Source organism: Melittangium boletus DSM 14713 (assembly GCF_002305855.1).
Classification (GTDB): Bacteria; Myxococcota; Myxococcia; order Myxococcales; family Myxococcaceae; genus Cystobacter; species Cystobacter boletus.
In genome coordinates this window covers 1,340,240-1,355,773 of record NZ_CP022163.1, presented here as the reverse complement: position 1 = coordinate 1,355,773, position 15,534 = coordinate 1,340,240, and the positions used below count along the sequence as shown (strand labels likewise).

Sequence of the window (15,534 nt, the reverse complement as noted above, 5' to 3'; positions counted from 1 at the left end):
AGAAGCGCACCACGCACCGATAGGCGTCCGGGAGGGCAGTGAGAGCGTTCAGTTCATGATTCGGTTCCCAGACGTTCCAGCAGCAGCGCGAGCGCGCGGTCTGTGATTGCGCGGCGCACGGCGCTCCGGTCTCCGGTGAAGACGTGGCGCGTCCGCCCCGGCGCAGCACCGCGAGGAAGGCCAGCCCCACCGGCTTTTGTGGCGTGCCGCCTCCCGGGCCGGCGATGCCCGTCTCCGCCATCGCCCAGTCCGCGCGTGAGCGCTCCAGCGCGGCGCGGGCCAGCGCCTCCGCGCTCACCGAGCCGTGTGTCACGAGCAGCTCCAGCGGCACGCCGAGCTGCTCCACCTTGGACTCGTTGGAGTAGGGAATGAAGCTGCGCTCCACCACCGCGGACGCGCCCGGCACCTCCGTCAGCCGCGCGCAGACGAGCCCGCCCGTGCACGCCTCCACCAGAGCCAGCCGCACGCCGGTCTCACGGCAGCGCCGCAGCACCTCGGCCGCCAGCATGTCCGTTGCCTCGCTTGTCATGAACGTTCCTTCCCGGCCAGGCCATACCGCGTCCAGGTCCTGGCGGCTCGTGCTTCATCCATCCGTCTCCGCCGGCCGGGCGCCCAGCACCGCCACCAGTGTTTCCCTCCCGGTAGGTGATGCCCACGCAGCCGCGCTCGCGCCGCAGCGACACCGCGGGGTGGACCGCCTGGGGCCTCGCTCGCTCCAGGGCCTCCAGCGGCACGAAGCCCGCGCGGCGCAGGCGCTCCTGCCAGGACAGCGCCGTCTCGTGGCGCTCGCAGCGCGCCGACTCGTCCACGGTGCCCACGATGTCGTCCACCTCCCGGCCGAAGAACCGCTTTATCGCCGCGCGGTCCTCCCGGGACATATAGGCGGGATAGAGGCCCTGTTGAGGGGGAGGGAGGGTACAGAGGGGCTGAGGAGGGCCGCTGACGGGGCCGCCCGAGCGATGCTCCCGGCCGGTGGACAGGTCGCTTGAGCCCCCTTGGGGCACACGCCTGCCCAGGCCGCGCTCCCATCAGGTGCGTGGCAGGGGCCTGGGCCTGTTGGCTGTCTTGAGCCTCAGCACCCCGCGGCCTGGGGTGGCCCTCGTGCCGGGGCCAACCTCGCACAGGCCGTGGGCAAGCCCCGGTGCTCCAGAATCGCCCGCCCCCCGGGGGCCCCTTCACGTACGCCAAGACCCTTGAGCCTGCCTCCACACCTCACGCAGGCGAACACGTCCGCCAGCAGCGTGGCGAGGTTGTCCCCCACCGCCTCGTACAGCACCGTCCCCTCCGGCTGCCTCCGCCGGTACGCCCACCCCCGCTCCTCCACCTGCCCCTCCAGCTCCACCTCGCCAGGGCACACGCTACCGTCAGCCTCCCACGGGCTTCTCATGAGCCCTGCGAGACTGGGGAACTCGGGCCGCTCGCGTCCGTGAGCGGGTTGACCCTGTGGGGCCGCATGTGCCCCCAGTGTGCGTGCGCCGTGAAGGTGCACTTGACCAGCGGGTGGAAGTCCCGCCCGAGGAGGAAGTCGACCCCCTCGGTAGCTATCTGGCGGGGACGTCGGGCGACTGACAGACTCGAAGCCCAGAGACAGAAGGCCTCGAAAGGAGGTCGAGCGAGCTTGCAGGCCGCAACGTGAGTGAAGCCCGAGCAGGCCCCGAAAGGGCAATCGTGGGAGCCGACCTGACGCACATACAGGGAAGGCCAGGCGCCCGGCGAGAAGGTCGACAGCAACATCGCCGGGTGGACCACCGGGGTAGTGGGGCGCGGCATGTGAGCACACGGTGAAGTGCGCAACACGGGAGACCTGGTCCGAGGGGGGTAGCGACCCGAACACGCCGTAAGGGCCACCACTTTCAAGGTCATGTGGAGGGTGCTACCCTAGCGGTCAGGTGGGAGGGTGAAAGCCCACCTGGGCGGAAGTGGGTCCGGGGAGCCGGACGGTCGAGGCAAATTCCTCGCGCCCCATCGCGGAGGAACAAACGTGGCCTTGAAGGCAATCATGGAGCGTTTCACGCAGCGCAGTCCCGTCACGGTGATGGTGCGCCGCACGCTTGAGCATGCCCTGAGTTCGCAATGGATTGATGAGGTATTCGAAGCGAACCGAGAGCAGCAGTACACGCGCGAGTTGCTCTTCTCCTCGGTAGTGGATTTGATGGGAGTGGTGGCGCTGGGACTGCGACCGTCGCTGCACGCCGCGGCGCAGTCCGACCCGGACTTGACCGTCTCGCTGGCGGCGCTCTACGACAAAGTCAATCACACCGAGCCCCAGGTGGTGCGAGCCCTGGTGCAAGGGAGCGCGGAGAGGTTGTTGCCCGTGGTGCGGCCCATGAAGAAGCAGGGGCCGTGGGCGGCGGGTTACCAGGTGCGAGTCTTGGATGGCAATCACCTCCCCGCCAGTGAGAAGCGGCTCAAACCGTTGAGAGAATTCCGAGGAGCTGCGCTGCCCGGACAGTCGTTGGTGGTGTATGCGCCGGAGTTGAGCCTGGTGGTGGATGTGCTGCCGGCTGAAGACGCGCATGCACAAGAGCGGGCGTTGATGGGGCCGGTGTTGGAGCGAGTGCGGGAGGGAGAATTGTGGCTGGCGGACAGGAACTTCTCCACGAGCCGGATTCTGCGCGCGGTGCATGAAAAGAGAGCGGCCTTCATCATTCGAGAGCACGGCGTGTCGCCCAATCCGACTGCGCTGGGGGAGCGGAGGGAAGTAGGCCGAGGGCCAACGGGACGTGTGTACGAGCAGGCAGTGCGAGTGGAGGGGGAAGAGCCGTTGGAGTTGAGACGGATTGAAGTGGAGTTGGAGGAGCCAACAGAAGACGGGGAAACAGCCATTCGGCTGCTCACGAACGTGCCCGAGGAGAAACTGAGCGCCGTGGAGGTAGCGCAGCTGTACAGGAAGCGCTGGACGATTGAAGGGATGTTTGGAGAGTTGGAGGCCGTGCTCGAGAGCGAGGTGCGGAGTTTGGGGAGACCACGAGCGGCGCTGCTGGCCTTTGGGGTGGCGGTACTGGCCTACAATGTGTTGTCGGTGGTGAAAACCGCGGTGGAAGCCAGCCATGACCTGGAGGCTGCCAATATGCAGGTGTCCACCTTTTACATTGCCGCCGAAGTGAAGTTCGCTTACGGAGGAATGATGATGGTGGTGGAGCCGGAGGACTGGAGCGGACAGGAAGTACGGAGCGCGGAGCAGTTGAGTGAGCTCCTGCTGGAGCTAGCGAAGAAGGTGAAGCCTTCCACATTGCGCAAACATCCCCGCGCCGCCAAGAAGAAGGTGAAGAAAGGCTATGTACCGGGAGAGGTGGCGCGCAAGCATGTGGCAACAGCACGTGTGCTCAAGGGCGAGAAAATCTCCTGAACAGCAGACGGAGGCCAACCAAGGCAGGCAAGAGACCAGTAGCACCGCAGCGCCGGGCGCTTCATGGCATGGCTATGTCTGATGGTCTGCCCAGCTTCACTGATGCGCCCTCATCCGCCCTGTCTAAACCATAAAGGTGGCGAGCCACTATTCGACCTTGAAAGGGGTGGCCGTAAGGGCGTGGCGAAGGCCAGGAGTCGGAGGGGCCCATACTACCGATGAAGCGGGTAACGACCGTGGAGGGAAGGGGCCCTGGTTCAGGGTGCTTCGTAAGGAGCAGACGCAGCGGGAGATTGGCGTGAGCCTGACAACCCCTACAAAGCTCGAAGAGCTCCGAGCGAAGCTGTACGCGAAGGCCAAGGCGGAGCCGACGTTCCGGTTCTACGCGCTGTACGACAAGCTTCATCGGTGGGACGTCCTGACGGAGGCGCTCAGGCAGTCGAAGCAGAAGAAGGGCGCCGCAGGAGTGGACGGACAGACCTTCGAGGAGCTCGAGGCGTACGGCGAGGAACGCTGGCTCGAGGAGTTGCAGCGCGAGCTGCAAGGGAAGACGTATCGGCCCCAGCCCGTGCGCAGGGTGCTGATACCCAAGCCAGGAGGAGGCGAGCGGCCACTGGGTATTCCCACGCTCAAGGATAGAGTGGTCCAGACGGCGGCGAAACTCATCCTGGAGCCCATATTCGAGGCCGACTTGAGCGAGGCTGCATACGGGTATCGACCCGGACGCAGCGGAGTGCAGGCGGTCAAAGAGGTCCATCAGGAGCTGAAGCGAGGGCGGACCCAAGTGGTGGATGCGGATCTCTCGAAGTACTTCGACACGATTCCCCATGCGGAGCTGATGAAGAGCGTCGCGAGGAGAATCGCGGACAAGGCGGTGCTGCATCTGGTGAAGATGTGGCTGAAGGTGCCTGTGGAAGAGAGGGACGAGCAAGGACGCCCGAAGTACAGCGGAGGCAAGCGCTCAAAGCAGGGAACGCCGCAGGGAGGTGTCATCTCACCGCTGCTGGCGAACATCTACATCAACCGGTTGCTGAGGGTGTTCGCCAAGAGCGAGCTGATGAAGAGGAGCGGAGCGGTGCTTGTCAACTACGCCGATGACTTCGTGGTGGTAGCCCGTCGGGGTGCCGCGGAGGTGTTGGCGCAGGTGAAGCGATGGCTCAAGGGGATGAAGCTGACGCTCAACGAGACGAAGACGAGCATTCGCGATGCGCGGAAGGAGCATTTCCGCTTTCTCGGGTACGAACTGGGGCCACTGGTCTACAAGAAGACCGGCCAGAAGTACCTGGGAGCCCGACCGTCGAAGAAGGCGATGGAGCATGCCCGAGGTGAAGTGAGCCGAATCCTTCGGCGCGGCAGGACGGAGCGCTGGGAGGAGATAGCGGGCGAGCTCAACCGGTTCCTGCGAGGGTGGGCGACGTACTTCGCCTACGACTCGCCGATGCACGCGTTCAACGTGCTGGACTGGCACGTGACCGAACGGGTGAGGAACTTCCTAAGCAGGAAGCACAAGGTGGCGCGAGCAACGTCTCGCTTCAAGTACAACGAGGTGCACCGGAGCCTCGGAGTGCTGGAGGTACGTGCGCTCCTGCGCTGAGAAGCGTCGCGTGAAACCTGTCCGAGAGCCGGATGCGGGAAATCCGCACGTCCGGTTCGATGAGCGGCGTGGAGGAAACGGACCGTGGGTGAGACTCGGCGAGAAGGTGAGCGAGAGCGGACCTTCGCAGCAGGCGCCGACGAGCCCGAGCAGCACCGCGCCTCCCGTCGACTCTACCCCTCCAGCGTGGTTGGAGGCGGAACACGAGAGAACGGCGTGGGACGGGGCGGGATGACGAACCCGAGGAGAATCAAGGCGATAGCGGGTAACAGCGCGTCCTGCCTGGGGTTTCCTATCACCTTGCCTGCGGGTTCGATTCCCGCCGCCTCCACAGCTAGGGATGCAGCAAGGCCTCGGATGTCCTCCTAGGACATCGCGGGGCTTTCGTTTTCGGCCAAGGTCGCCAGGGGCCGCCGGATGAGCTGCCGTCGTCGGTGTTCCACGAGGAGGGCGGCGATGGCCTCTCGATGTATCAGCGTTCGAGCCCGCGCAGGAGCGTCCGCAGGACCCGCTTGAGCTCCGGCTCGCGATTCTGCTCGGCGCTCTCGAGGATCAAGCGGGGATGAAAGAAGCCGGCCATGCCGTCGAGCAGCACCTCGGCGTGGCGTTGCGGTGAATCGAAGCCGGCTTCGTCGAGCAGACCGACGAGCTGTGCGCTCCGCCGCGCGAGATAGGCCTTCACGAACGGCTTCTTCGCCGCGGTGGCCGTCTCGAACGCCGAATAGGTGGAGCGATCATGGAGCGCACGATCGCGTTTCATCGCGTACTGGTTCACGAACCACTGCTCGAGCTTCTGCTCCGGTTTGCGATCCGACGCGCAGACCTTCTCGAGGGAGGCGCTTGTCTCCTCGAGCCACCGTTCGAGCACCGCGTCGAGCAGCGCTTCCTTGTTCGCGAAGTGCGCGTAGAGCGCGACGTGGCTGATGCCGAGCTCCCGGGCCACGTCGGTGAGCCGAACCTTCTCGAATCCGTGTGCGCGGATGTGTTCGAGCGCGACGTCGATGGCCTTGGTCCTGATTTCAGCGGCGGAGAGTCCGGTGCGGGGCATGGCGCGATGATTCCCTTGACGGGTGATTTGTTACAACTTACCTATTTTGTAAAAAGTAACTAGTGGAGGCACTGATGACGATCCAATCCAGGACGCTCGGCCGCAACGGCCCCTCGGTTTTCCCCAGCGCGCTCGGCTCGGAGGCGCTGGCCCACGGTGATGGGCTGCGGCTCATCCACGAAGCCATTGGTCGCGGGGTGGATCTCATCGACACCGCTGATTTCTACGGCGCCGGGGGGACGAGATGCTGATCGGCAAGGCGCTCGAGGGCCGGCGCGACAAGGTGAAGTTGTCGGTGAAGTTCGGCGGGCTCCGTTCACCCGACGGCATGTTCGTGGGCCTCGATGGCCGGCCCGCGTCGGTGAAGAACTTCATCTCGTATTCGCTCAAGCGGCTCGGCGTGGACCACATCGACGTCTATCGGCCCGCGCGCCTCGACCCGACGGTACCGATCGAAGACACGATCGGGGCGATCGCGGACCTGGTGAAGGCCGGGTATGTGCGGCACATCGGTCTCTCCGAGATGGGGCCGGAGACCATCCGCCGTGCCCACGCGGTGCATGCGATCAGTGACTTGCAGATCGAATACTCCCTGTTCACGCGCAAGCCCGAGCAGAACGTGTTCCCGGTGTTGAGCGAGTTCGGCATCGGCGTGACGGCCTACGGGGTGCTCGCGCACGGCCTGTTCAGCGGCAATGCGAAGCCGGCGGAGAAGGGGGGACACCGGTCGCATCTGCCGTGGTTCCACCCGGGCAACTTCGAGCAGAACATGAAGCTGGTCGACGCGCTGGCCGCCATCTCCGCGGAGAAACAGGTCACCCCGTCGCAGCTGGCCATTGCCTGGGCGTTGGCGAAACGGACGGACCTGGTGCCGGTGGTCGGCGCGCGGACCCTGGAGCAGCTCGAGAGCACGCTCGCGGCCCTGCGCCTCCAGTTGAGCCGTGTTCCGGACCCAGGCCTACTGCACGGTCAGGAAGAGGGCCGTGGGTACGCCCCAGTTACCGCTGGCGTCCTGCGCCTCCACGAAGAGCGTGTGCCGGCCCGCCGTCAGTCCGGAGGTGAAGACCGTGGCCTGGACTGCCTCGGCGGTGCTGTTGAAGCCGCCATCCACCGCGCTCATGGCGTAGGTGGGCGTGCCGGACACCCAGGAAGGCGCGTCGATGGAGTAGCGCGCGCCCGCGATCGCCTGGGAGGCTTCCGTGCCCCCATTGGTGCCATAGCGGGTGTCATTGGCCTGGGCGGTGAGCGTCACCGGAGTGCCCTTCGTCACGGTGCCCGCGGACAGCGCGAGGTTCAAGGCATCGGGGCCCGCGGGGTTCTGGTACGGCCGCCGCGCCGCCTTGAAGGCGTACCAGAGGGCCGGCATGTTCTTGGGCATGAGGGTGTTCTCGAACGTGGAGCAGCTCTCGAAGAAGGCGCTCCCCATCTCGAAGGTGAATGCCGCCACGCCCAGCCGTCCGTAGGCGAACGCATCCGTGGAGCCCGAGGCCGCGTACAGGCATGAGGCCACCTGGCACGCCTGATACCCATTGAAGTAATTGAACTTGCGGCCCAGCGTGCGCAGCTGTGTGGCGTTGGGCGGGGGCGTCGTGGTCGTCGACCACGGATAGAGCACGTAACCCCCGTAGCTGTGCAGGCTCAGCAACAGGCCCGAGGCATCCGCGGGCGCCGGATCCGTCGAGGCGGGTCCGCGCTGGTCCGGGAAGATGGAGAGCAGGTAGTTCTCCAGGGCCTGGGTCTCCGGCTCGGAGGCCGCCGAGCGCCCCCGGTACGTGTCATTGCAGGCACTGGTGCTCGAGCCGCCTTGTCCCCAGTCAAAGCTGCTGTTGCGGTTGAGATCGATCCCCGAGGTCGTGGTGGTGCAAACGCCCTCGTGGGTGTCGTTGTTCTTGCGCTTGACCTGACCCGTCTCGGCGATGCGCCGACCGTCGGGGTTGGATTGCACCACCAGGTGCAGCTCGTTGTAGTCCAGCAACCAGGTGGCCTCGGGATCCGTGCCGTACTTCGTCGCGAGCTGCTCGGCGAAGCGGGCCGCCAGCTCCACCGTCGTGTACTCACGCGCGTGGATGCCGCCCATGAGGAAGAAGCGCGGCTTGGGGCCCGGCCGCGACTTGTTGGTGAGCACCAGCACCCGCATGTCATCCCCGGGCTTGCCCCCCGCCGTCACCTTGTCCCAGGTGTCGCCAATGTCATTCCACGAGGCGAGGTTCGGGTAGGAGGAGGTTAGCCGCGCCATGGCCGAATACGTCTCGTCCACGGTGCGGTAGCACGCGTACCCGGGGATGCCGGTGGCCTGCGCGGCCAGGCGCTGGCGCGGCGCGTTCAGGACGCGGGTGGGCTCCTCCAGCAGCTCCACGCTCCGGCCCTCCTTCACCAGCGCCAGGTACTGCTCGGGCGAGAGCACGGCCTCCACCGTGCGCTTCGTGCGATCCACCGCCGCGGTGAGGTCCAACCGCTGCGCGAGCTGATCAAGCTCCTCCTGGGACTGGAACGACACCCGCGCGAGGATGACGGCCGGAAGCGAAGGGCTCTCCGCCCCTGGACGAGGCTCGCGGAGGGACGGCGCCTCCGCGCGCGCGGCGGGCGGCGAGAGGGCAAGGGCTGTGGCGGCGAGAACTGCGGTGGACAACGGCATGGGCGCTTCTCCTCGGGACCAGAGAGGAAACGCACATTAAATCCAGGAATACAGATTATCCAGGATATTGGAGGCCTCGGTCTTGAGGGCATGAGTACAGGCCAGACGCACGGAGGCCCATCTCCCTCCTGTTGAATGCCGGTGTCCGCGGATGTGGACCGTAGACGTCGGCGCGCACGACGCGCTAAGTCACCTCGCCAACATGACCTTAAAGAAAAGGCGGGAGTGGGCTCGAGTCTTCAGTGTCGTGCCACGAGTTGCACCCACTCGAGGTCACGTGGTGCGCGCGGCGTGGCACCTGCCTCGCACGTGGGCCCCACGCGCCGTGGGGGCGGTTGCCGTGGGCATTGCCCTCTGGGGCGTGCTCACGCTCAGCGAGGGCCCGGCACCGCGCGCGAAGATGAAGGTGGAGGACACGGAGGTGCCGGAGTGGATCCTCACCGGCCAGGGCGACGCCGGGGTGGTGGCGAAGAAGATGCCCAGCAAGCGGATGAAGGGCCAGCGGGCGCCGCCGTGCACCCTGCCCCAGGTCCTGCTCAACGACGCGTGCTGGGAGCGGCTTGAGCGCATCGCGCCGTGCGAGGACTTCTACGAGCACGAAGGACGCTGCTACGTGCCCATCGTCGAGAAGAAGCGCGCGCCCACCAGCGTGGGCGAGTAGACAGATGCCGCCGAGCTGTGCGCCAGGGTACACGCCCGCTCTCAACAGCGGTGGGACGTTGGAGACGCCCACCCTCGTCGGCCTGTCCGCGAACCGGGTCTCCTATCCAGGAGGACTCAAGGGGCTCGTGGGGTGAGGACGAGGCCGTCGAGGACACCGTAGGCGTAGAGGGCGGCGAAGGCGTAAGCCCCCACGAGGTAGGGGCGCGATGATGACCGGCTTCACCGCCTCGCGCTTGCCGCGGATGACGCGCTCCAGGTGATCGGCCAGCCCCGGCGGCGAGGAGCACCGCCACCGGGGTCACCGAGCGCCAACGGACCTCTAGGGTTTGGCCAGGTAGTAGAGATCCGCTGTGGACTGGAACCCATCGGTACTGACCCCCGCCGTCACGAGCACGCGGTCAGGGCCTGTCAGCCACGAGGTCGTGGCACCCCAGCGGCTCACACTCGTGCAACCCGCGGGCGACCACGTCCGGGTCCCGGGGTCGAACAGCTCCGCGAGGTACAGGATGCCATCCCCATCGCTGTAACCGCCCACGACGAACACCTTGCCGTCGGGGAACGGGATGGCGCTGTGGTAGCGGCGCGCCTTGAGCATGCGTCCCGTGGCCGTCCATGTGCCCGTCGCGGGATCGAACAACTCAGCGGTATCGCTGTTGTCGTGGCGGTCGCCACCGCCCGTGATGAGCACCCGCCCATCCTTCAGCGAGGTGGCGGTGTGGTAGCCCCGGGCCACTATCATCGCGCTCGCCTCCGTCCAGGCGTCCGTGGAGGGATCATAGATCTCCGCGAGCGCCGTCCGCGTCCCCGGGCCGGTCTCACCGCCTGTGACCAGTACCCGGCCATCCAGCAGGAGCGTGGCCGTGTGGTACTGGCGCGCCGTGCCCATGGAAGCAGCCGGCAGCCACCGTTGCGTGCTCGGGTCATACAGCTCCGCCGACTTCCAGAGAACGCCAGACACCGTGTCCCGCCCTCCGGTGACGAGCACGCGGCCGTCCTGGAGAAGCGTGGCCGTGTGATACTCCCGGGCCACGCGCATGGGATCGGCCGGCAGCCACAACTCCAGGGCGGGGTCGTAGAGCTCCGTGAAGTTTCCGGCCTCGCTTCCCTCACCGCCCGCCACGAGCAACGTGCCGTCCGAGAGCGTCGTAGCGGTGTGGTAGCGATGGCTGGCCAGTGCATCCAAGCCCAGGGACCAGCGACCCGAGCGGGGGTCATACACCTCCGTGGTCCAGTTGAAATCTCCGGACACGAGCACCTTTCCTCCAGGGAGCGGCGCGGCGCGATGTTCGATGCGCGGCCCTCTCAGCGAGCCGGTGGGCCCCCAATAACCGGGTGCGACGAGGCAGGCCGCCTCATGGGCGATCTGGATGGACACCTTCGCCGTGTTGCTGTCGGCCATGCCATCGCTCACCTTGAAGGTGAATGCATCATAGGTGGGCGAGGGCGCCGTCACCGGCGTGTAGGTGAGCGTATTGCCCGCCAATACGAACGTGCCCTGAGTAGGATTCGTGACGAGCGTATAGGTGAGTGGATCTCCATCCTCGTCCTCGGCGAGCAGGCGGAAATCCTGCGTGGTCTTCTTCACCATCACGACGGCCTGATCCCGCGCGACGGGAACGGTGTTGATGACCTCGAGGCGGACCGTCGCCGTATTGCCGTGGGTGGTGGAGTCCACCGCCCGGAACGTGAAGGCGTCCTTCCCCGCGAAGCCCCGCGTGGGGGTGTAGACGACCTCGGCGCCCGTCTGGGTCAACGCGCCATGCGCAGGCGGCGAGACGATTTCATAGCGCAGCGCCTCGCCATCCGCGTCCGTCGCCACCAGGGTGATCCGCTTGGGCTTGTTCTTGCGCACCTCGACCGATTGGTCGTAGGCCACGGGAGGAATGTTGATGACCTCGATGTTGACCGTCGCGGCTTCGCCATGGGTCGTGGAGTCCACACTCCAGAATGCGAAGGAATCCATTCCCGCGAAGCCCGGAGCGGGCGTGTAGGTCACCGAGGCGCCGCTCTGCGCGAGCGTACCGTGCGAGGGATTGCGGACGATCTGAAAGGCGATCGGTTCACCGTCCGCATCCGAGCCCGACAGGGTGATGATCCGGGGCTGGTTCTTGCGCGTCGAGACCGATTGTCCGTAGGCCACGGGAGGCGTGTTGAGGACATCGATGGTGACGGTGGCCGGAGCGCTGTGGGACGTCGCGTTCGTGGCGATGTAATCGAAGGAGTCCCGTCCGGCGAAATGGGTGCGGGGCTGGTAGACCACGGTGCTCCCATAGACAGTCAACGTCCCATGGGAGGGATTGCGGATGATGGTGTAGGTGAGGGGCTCTCCCTCCGGGTCATGGCCCTTGAGCAGGATGGACTTCGCGAGGTTCTTGCGCGTGGACTCGTGGATGCTCTCCACCGAGGGGATGCAGACCGGGCGGCGGATGAACGAGGTGTAGTCCACGTTGGCCTGGGAGAAGTTGTAGAAGGTGAAGTTGCCGGTGAGCAGGTCCGAGTAGTCCCCCTTGTGGGCCAGCTCCAGGGTCTCCTTGCCGCCCGGCTCGGTCACGAAGACGCGCACGCCCGCCCTGTCGATATCGAACCGGAAGGTGTAGTCGACATCGCGCTTCCATCCCTTGCTTCCCCGGGTGCGGCCCCGCGCCAGTTCGACCACGCCTTGCCCCTTGGGCGAGGAGGGGTGATCGAAATCCACGTGCCCCCAGAACTCCTCCGCCGTGGGGACACCCCTGACCCGGGAGAGCGCGATCCCCTTGGAGGCGTGGCTTTCCGGCATGTTGGAGGGGGCGCCGAAATATTGATCCTCCTGCTTCCAATCCACGAGCAGATAGTCGGCGCTCTTGTTTCGATGGTCGCCTCGCTTGTACCCAATCATGAACCCGAAGAAGTCATCATCCGTGTCCACCGACTGCTTCATGCGACCGATGATGGTCAGACCACCGGTCGTGAAATCACTCACGAACATCGTCGGCTGACCGTTGACGGTCTGCTTCACGCCATAGCCACCGCTGTGGAGCGTCCATTTTCCCTCCCCGAAGCCATCGATGGCGGCATAGCTCTGAGGCGTCCATCCGGCCATGTTGATGCGCGTGTCGGACTTTCCGCACGCCGAAGCGGCGGGCGCCACGAGCGACACATACTCGGGCGGGTCCGACAACAACTGGTCGAGGAAGCGTGGATCGGCTTCGACCACCTGGGGGCTGGCGACAGGCTCGTTTCCACATGCGGTCATGAAGACCGCGAGCAATGCAAGATGACGCATGGGGGCTCCTGATGAAGGATTCCAGGGGGACGGACTGGTACCTCGCGCGCGACCCGTGCCCGGCCCATGGCGAGGTTCCACTTTCAAGAGTTGAGCGCAAGCCGCGCTATGCGCCGTGCGCGCGAGTTCTCGCGCGATGTGCTCGCGTCGTAATTTCACACCGAGGGGGCCCCGAACACGGTCCCACGCGAGGACGGGCGGAGATAAGGTGCGCGCCCTCCCCATGGCCTCCTCCGTCTCCGTGCGCGGGGTGCTCGCGCTGCTCGGCCGCAACGCGGACTACCGCCGCCTCTTCCTCGCCACGCTCGTGTCCATGGCGGGCGACTGGTTCGCCTTCGTGGCCATCAGCGGCTTCGTCACCGAGGCCACGGGCCGTCTCGGCGCCTCGGCGGCCGTCTTCGCCGCCAGAGTGCTGCCCATGAGCCTCTTGTCCCCCGTGGCCGGCGTGCTCGCCGATCACGTGGACCGCCGCCGCCTGATGATCGCCGTGGACCTGCTGCGTGTCGTACCCGCGCTCGGCATGCTCGCCGCGCTCTCGGCCTTCTTCGACCCCGTCTCCGAGGCCTCCGTCCCCAACGTCGTCGAGCCCGAGGACCTGTCGCTGGCCCAGGCGGTGAGCATAGAAAGGATTGAAGGCCTGTTGAGATGTGGTGGACTGGAGTGGAGGGGCCGAGGAGGGCCGCTGACGGGGCCGCCCGAGCCGTGCGCTGCGCCGGTACACGGGATGGTGCAACCCCTTGGGCATACCCCTACCCTGGCCGCCCTCGCTTGAGTCGAGAGACAGGGAGTTGGAGCGCATTGACGGCGGCTGCGCCAGGGCATCATGGTGCCAAGATGGGAAAGATGCGTCTGTTGCGCTGCCTGTACCTCTTCTTGCTGGCCGTGGGCTGCGCTTCGCCCGATCGTGGACTTGAGGAGGGTGGGGCGGACGCTGGAGTGGCGGACGCCGGCTCCGAAGCAGAACAGGACGCGGGGGGCGTCTGTGACGATGGGTACTTACCCGCCGTCGTCGACGAGGGTTTCATCATCTCCCACCCCCAGGTGGTGGCGGCCTGGGGAGCCAGTTCGTCGAATGTCTGAGCCATCCGGATGGCCACGGAGCGTCCGGGTACGTTGGCCCGGTTCACGGCGGGTCGGTGGCAGGACATGCTTTGGTTCTCCGACCTGGATGCGCTCACGACGATAGACGGGCGCGCCGACGACGACGTGTGGTTCGGTGGAAAGAAAGGTGCCCTCTATCATTGGGATGGCGATACGCTCACGCGAGTCAATGGTGGCACCCGTGGCGACATCATCCATCTGCAGGTCCTGCCGGACGGAAGGGCCTGGGCAGCGGCCCTCGTGTCTCAGGGTCTGCCCTATGAATCCCGCTACAGTCAGTTGCTCGCGTGGGATGGCAGCGCTTGGTCGGTGGTGCTCGAGCGCATCCCACTGACGACTCCCTCCGCCCGGCGGACCTTCCTCGCCACGGAGTCTGGAGATGTGTGGTTCGCCACCAACACAGGTCTCTTCCGATGGAGTGAGGGGGCGCTGCAGAGGCTCAGTCCCGAGCGCCTGAACGAGGGTCGTGAGTCGCTCTGGGCCAATGGTCCCCATGAGGTCTGGGTTGGTATTGGCTCGACGGTGAAGCGCTGGAATGGGTCCGCGCTCGTGGACGTCACGGACATTCCACAGGAGGAGATCGATACCATCTGGGGGACGGGGCCTGGAGACGTCTGGATTCTTCCCCGTTCCACCCTCAGTGGGAGCCTGATCCTCCACTGGAATGGGAGCCAGCTCACGTCATACCCCATCGGCCCAGGCCATCCAGACGACCTCTGGTTCGGGATGATGGGCACGGGCCCCAATGATGTGTGGGTCAACCATGAAGGCAAACTCCTTCATTGGGACGGGCAGGCCTGGAAGGCCATGGCCGGTCCGCTCGAGCGTGCATATGTGCTCCGGCGTGTCGGTCCGGACAGCGTGTGGATCCGTGGCTCGGTGGATGATCAGGTCATGCACTGGGATGGCCAGACGATGCGACAGATCCCCGAGACGGGAGAGGGCCGCGTCACCCATGCGCACCTGCGGGACGTCTGGGCGCTCAGCCCGACGGACGTGTGGGCCGTGGGCGATTCGGGCACGGCGCTCCATCGGGACGGCGAGGGCTGGAATGTGGTGCCCACGCCCACCCAGGCGGACCTGACGGGAGTGTCCGGCTCGAGTACTCGGGATGTCTGGGCCGTGGGCAAGCAGGGCGTGGTGCTGCACTGGGACGGCACGGCCTGGACGCGCGTCGAGTTGGGCACGAGCGCGGATCTGGATGCGGTCTGGGCTGCAACGCCTGGCTTCGTCACTATCGTGGGCGATCAGGGCACGCTTCTCCAACTCAGGGAGGGCCAATGGAGCATGCACTCAAGTACCGTCTCCAGACTCAACCGCGTCTGGGCCCGCTCTCCCGACGAAATATGGGTGACTGACATTGAGGGCACCATCTACCACTCGAGCGGCACGGAGCTCTCGGTCGTGCTGCGGCGTCGCTACCCCCAATATACGTCCAAGGGCCTGTGGGGCATGGGCCCGGAGAGCCTCTTCGCGGCTGGACTGGTGAAGCAGGGCGCGGACTGGGTGGAATTCCGTCACCCCATCGTCGGCGGTGGCTGCCATGCCTGTGTCAGCCAATTCACCCCCATGGATGCCTGGGAGGACCCCCACCAGCGTACGTGGTTCATCGGCGAATTCCTGACGAACACCGGTGCTAGCAGTCCATTCTGGCTCACCTTCGTGAAGGGTCGCTGCTCCGGTTCATCGAGGCTGGGACCGCCCATCTCTCCGTTCCAGCCCACTGCGCTTCATGGCACAGGTGCGCACGACATCTGGTCGGTGGGCACCTACGGGCGAATCCATCACCTGAGCTACTGAGGTGGGCCTGAGCCGCTTTTGTGGCTCTCCCGCACACTGTGTGCTCGCCAATCGAACGGCGAGTCGCCCGCGGCGGAGCAAC

Annotated in this window: 13 protein-coding genes and 2 pseudogenes; 9 read left to right on the top strand and 6 right to left on the bottom strand. The window is 66.0% G+C overall.

Going from position 1 to position 15,534, the window contains the following annotated elements; genetic code table 11:
- Nucleotides 1-53: 53 nt before the first annotated feature.
- From MEBOL_RS05640 to MEBOL_RS05630, 3 genes and pseudogenes are all read right to left on the bottom strand, one after another.
- Nucleotides 54-529: pseudogene (locus MEBOL_RS05640) on the bottom strand (CinA family protein).
- Nucleotides 474-878 (bottom strand): GRAS family protein, encoded by a 405-nt coding sequence (locus MEBOL_RS05635; RefSeq protein WP_245919489.1) that lies wholly within the window; start codon nt 876-878, stop codon nt 474-476. The pseudogene MEBOL_RS05640 and the gene MEBOL_RS05635 overlap by 56 nt, the downstream one beginning before the upstream one ends.
- Nucleotides 879-1,072: 194 nt before the next feature.
- Nucleotides 1,073-1,357, bottom strand: a complete 285-nt coding sequence (locus tag MEBOL_RS05630) for a hypothetical protein (RefSeq protein ID WP_245919487.1) — start codon at nt 1,355-1,357, stop codon at nt 1,073-1,075.
- A gap of 678 nt (nt 1,358-2,035) precedes the next feature.
- Here MEBOL_RS05630 and MEBOL_RS05625 point away from each other — a divergent pair.
- Together MEBOL_RS05625 and ltrA are read left to right on the top strand one after the other, a co-directional pair.
- Nucleotides 2,036-3,349 (top strand): IS4 family transposase, encoded by a 1,314-nt coding sequence (locus tag MEBOL_RS05625; protein ID WP_095982608.1) that lies wholly within the window; start codon nt 2,036-2,038, stop codon nt 3,347-3,349.
- A 298-nt stretch (nt 3,350-3,647) separates the two neighbouring features.
- Entirely contained in the window at nt 3,648-4,943 is a 1,296-nt protein-coding gene (gene ltrA / locus MEBOL_RS05620) for a group II intron reverse transcriptase/maturase (protein WP_218920882.1), read from the top strand.
- 472 nt (nt 4,944-5,415) lie between these two features.
- Here the strand turns inward: ltrA and MEBOL_RS05610 are convergent, their stop codons facing one another.
- Nucleotides 5,416-5,991, bottom strand: a complete 576-nt coding sequence (locus tag MEBOL_RS05610; RefSeq protein ID WP_095976438.1) for a TetR/AcrR family transcriptional regulator — start codon at nt 5,989-5,991, stop codon at nt 5,416-5,418.
- Between the two features lie 74 nt (nt 5,992-6,065).
- Here MEBOL_RS05610 and MEBOL_RS42560 point away from each other — a divergent pair, with 74 nt between their 5' ends.
- Both MEBOL_RS42560 and MEBOL_RS05605 read left to right on the top strand, forming a co-directional pair.
- Nucleotides 6,066-6,242, top strand: coding sequence for a hypothetical protein (locus tag MEBOL_RS42560; RefSeq protein ID WP_245919485.1), 177 nt, complete (start codon nt 6,066-6,068; stop codon nt 6,240-6,242).
- Nucleotides 6,236-6,871, top strand: a pseudogene (locus MEBOL_RS05605) (aldo/keto reductase); the annotation flags it as partial. The gene MEBOL_RS42560 and the pseudogene MEBOL_RS05605, both read left to right, overlap by 7 nt.
- Nucleotides 6,872-6,949: 78 nt before the next feature.
- On the opposite strand, the gene MEBOL_RS05600 reads toward MEBOL_RS05605, so the two are convergent.
- Nucleotides 6,950-8,626: a M14 family metallopeptidase gene (locus MEBOL_RS05600; protein WP_095976437.1), complete on the bottom strand. Its 1,677-nt coding sequence runs from the start codon at nt 8,624-8,626 to the stop codon at nt 6,950-6,952.
- Nucleotides 8,627-8,966: 340 nt separating this feature from the next.
- Here MEBOL_RS05600 and MEBOL_RS05595 point away from each other — a divergent pair, with 340 nt between their 5' ends.
- A complete protein-coding gene (locus tag MEBOL_RS05595) occupies nt 8,967-9,287 on the top strand; it encodes a hypothetical protein (protein WP_170115455.1) in 321 nt (106 codons plus the stop codon).
- Between the two features lie 4 nt (nt 9,288-9,291).
- Nucleotides 9,292-9,423, top strand: a complete 132-nt coding sequence (locus MEBOL_RS43565) for a hypothetical protein (protein ID WP_281256643.1) — start codon at nt 9,292-9,294, stop codon at nt 9,421-9,423.
- Between the two features lie 185 nt (nt 9,424-9,608).
- Here the strand turns inward: MEBOL_RS43565 and MEBOL_RS05585 are convergent, their stop codons facing one another.
- Nucleotides 9,609-12,551 (bottom strand): Kelch repeat-containing protein, encoded by a 2,943-nt coding sequence (locus tag MEBOL_RS05585; RefSeq protein WP_170115454.1) that lies wholly within the window; start codon nt 12,549-12,551, stop codon nt 9,609-9,611.
- A gap of 223 nt (nt 12,552-12,774) precedes the next feature.
- On the opposite strand from MEBOL_RS05585, the gene MEBOL_RS05580 reads away from it, so the two are divergent.
- From MEBOL_RS05580 to MEBOL_RS05570, 3 genes are all read left to right on the top strand, one after another.
- Entirely contained in the window at nt 12,775-13,323 is a 549-nt protein-coding gene (locus tag MEBOL_RS05580; protein WP_157774781.1) for an MFS transporter, read from the top strand.
- A 62-nt stretch (nt 13,324-13,385) separates the two neighbouring features.
- Nucleotides 13,386-13,631 (top strand): hypothetical protein, encoded by a 246-nt coding sequence (locus tag MEBOL_RS05575; RefSeq protein WP_157774780.1) that lies wholly within the window; start codon nt 13,386-13,388, stop codon nt 13,629-13,631.
- Between the two features lie 66 nt (nt 13,632-13,697).
- Nucleotides 13,698-15,452: a beta propeller repeat protein gene (locus tag MEBOL_RS05570; protein ID WP_157774779.1), complete on the top strand. Its 1,755-nt coding sequence runs from the start codon at nt 13,698-13,700 to the stop codon at nt 15,450-15,452.
- The last annotated feature ends 82 nt before the right edge of the window (nt 15,453-15,534 follow it).